This is a genomic window from Microvirga sp. KLBC 81 (assembly GCF_003075415.1).
Lineage (GTDB): Bacteria > Pseudomonadota > Alphaproteobacteria > Rhizobiales > Beijerinckiaceae > Microvirga.
Window position 1 is genome coordinate 1 of sequence record NZ_QDAH01000197.1, and the last position, 2,667, is coordinate 2,667.

Below are 2,667 nucleotides of genomic sequence, written 5' to 3' on the forward strand. Positions count from 1 at the left end.
CCCATCTCGCTCTCGCGCCGGGATCCCGAGGCCTCCAGTCCGGCACCACCATTCCGTGGCCGCCGTCGATGGAGAGAGTTCTAATCGAACCGGGCCGCCAGGTCAACACTCATTCAGAAGAATTTTCCGAATTTTTTGAAGTGTTCGCCGGCGCCCCCGGACGACAGACACAGCAAACCCGTTCCCAGAAGACGGCTTTCTTCTGGGCTGTACTGACCGAACGGGCCGGAGCCCTTCGACGAATACTCGGATGTGCTCCAGAGGAGCCCGTCGAACTCACGAAGGACTTCGTGACCAAGGGCTCGTGGATAGGGCCAGACACAAAGGCTTCAGGCGAGGCATCCTAACCAGTGACGGCGTGAACGGCTCTCGTCTGAAGACACGACATCGCTCCCGAACAAGGGTTCAGGAACTGACGGTCAGCGTGTCTGGAAAACACGCCCACCTGCTTTCGCGGCGGCGCGGGGAGGGGACACATAATCAATCCTGCGATTATTGCAAGTGGGAATGATTGTACGTCCACAAAGCCTCATGCAGCTGCGCCCGATCAAAAGAGCAATCGAACGCGTCAGGAATTCGGAGGAGGCTTCGGGGTCTGCCGGAAGGGCAGAACCACAACGGGATATGGTGATATCTCTCAGGAATACAAGGGCGAAGGAGCGTTCGGACCCCGCCTTGCCAAGCTCACGGCGATAGATGCCGCTGCGATTAATAACCCTGTCTTTACCCGAGTTGGCCAGAGTCCGCGAACCGCACCAGCGGTGCCCTTTTTCCAGCTCCGACGGATTTGCCAGTTCACATGCGTAAGCCATTTAAGCCCAACGACTTTCTTCCAGCCGCAGTCCAGCCGGGAGACAGAATTTCCACGATTCGAGCGGAGGTTCAGAAGCGGGACGATTCGGCGCAGACGAGTAGCGATCGATCTGTTTGGGAGACCCCTTGGTCCTCTGCCGGGGAAGCGGAGCCCGGATGGTGGAAGGCCTTTGCGCTCGACAAGGATGTGAGAGCAACCCGCACCCCTGACCGCTTTATCAAGAAGCAGCCGGACACCAACGTGGTGGCTCTTCCGGCGAGCGAGGCCATGGACGTCGCCCGTCTCGCTCGTGCCGCCGACCGGTCCTGCGCGGAGGCCATTCGCAGACGCTTGGAACGGCTGCGGAGCGCAGTCGAGCCCGACTCACCCATTCCTTCTACGTCTGAGCCGGAGGCCGAGTGTTTGCCGGTCGCAGCATCTATATGTGCAGCAGCTGGGATGGAGGAGACGATAGAGGAGCCTGCTTCGGCTCTCGAGACGACCGAGGGGGCAGGCGACGGCGACGTGGCTCCACTATTTGTCGCCGACTCGGCAACTCCGACCGAAAGTCCGAAACATCACCTGGATGCCGTTAGCAGCGAGAGCATCGAACCCGCGACGGAGAGGTCTGAAATCGAAGAGGCCGTTCCGGAGCGGCGGGCCGAGTTGTTGCTGCCTGTTCCTGTAGGAACCGCAAGGCCGGTCTTTTCTGCATTCGCGTTCCAGTCCAGCCTGTACCGGATCACAGTTTCCTCGAAGCCTGAGCTGTCGATCGACCTATCGATACAGGATGCGGTTCCTGACGGAGGCCCCGCTGTCGAGGAGGAGGCCGCGTTCACCCAGGTTCAGGAGATCCCAGAGGATATGTCCGAATGGATCGGGCCTGAGGAAGTGACCGCTTTCGACGTGATGGAGGTCCCATCCGAGCAGATTACCGAGGAGTTTGACTCAGGTTATCTCGCCCTGTACGGGGAAGAAATTGCACCTGCTTCAGTGTCGATGAAGGTTGAGGGAGAAGCGGAGAATTCACTCCCCTCATCCGCCGATGTCAGCCCTGTTGCTCCCGAGGTGTCCGTTTCGGCTGCACTTGCCTCAATGGCGCAGGTCATCAACTTCCCCGCGCCGGAGCGTGTGAGGAACTCGGGTTACGAACTCCCTGATATTGAATTGCTGGCCGAGCCTCCCGAGAGCGAGGGCCCCGTCCTCACCGAAGATATCCTTGAGGAGAGAGCGGGCAGGGTTGAAAAGGTCATCCGTGACTTCGGTGTCAAGGGTGAAGTCATTCATGTTCATCCGGGCCCAGTCGTGACTCTTTATGAGCTTGAGCCCGCTCCGGGGGTCAAATCCTCGCGTGTCATTGCACTCTCCGAAGACATCGCCCGCTCGATGAGTGCGGTCTCCGCCCGTGTCGCGGTCGTTCCAGGCCGCAACGCCATCGGCATCGAATTGCCGAACGATACCCGTGAAACCGTGTACCTTCGCGAGATGCTTGAGACGGCCGATTTCAAGGCATCGACGCAGAAGCTCCCGATCTGCCTCGGCAAGACCATCGGTGGCGAGCCGGTGATCGCCGATCTCGCCCGCATGCCGCACCTCCTGGTGGCCGGCACCACCGGCTCGGGCAAGTCGGTGGCGATCAACACCATGATCCTGTCGCTGCTCTACCGGTTCGCGCCGGAACAGTGCCGCCTGATCATGGTCGACCCGAAGATGCTCGAGCTCTCGGTCTATGACGGCATCCCGCACCTGCTCACCCCGGTGGTGACCGACCCGAAGAAGGCGATCATTGCGTTGCGCTGGGCGGTGCGCGAGATGGAGGACCGCTACCGCAAGATGTCGAAGCTCGGGGTGCGCAACATCGACGGCTTCAACGC

Annotated in this window: 2 protein-coding genes; both read left to right on the forward strand. The window is 60.4% G+C overall.

Annotated elements, in window-relative coordinates; translation table 11 throughout:
* On the forward strand, positions 1 to 347 hold a 347-nt coding region (locus DC522_RS35605; protein WP_205769919.1), incomplete at its 5' end, for a hypothetical protein.
* Between the two features lie 452 nt (positions 348 to 799).
* Positions 800 to 2,667 (forward strand): DNA translocase FtsK (locus DC522_RS35610; RefSeq protein ID WP_256369942.1); only part of this gene is annotated, 1,868 nt, incomplete at its 3' end.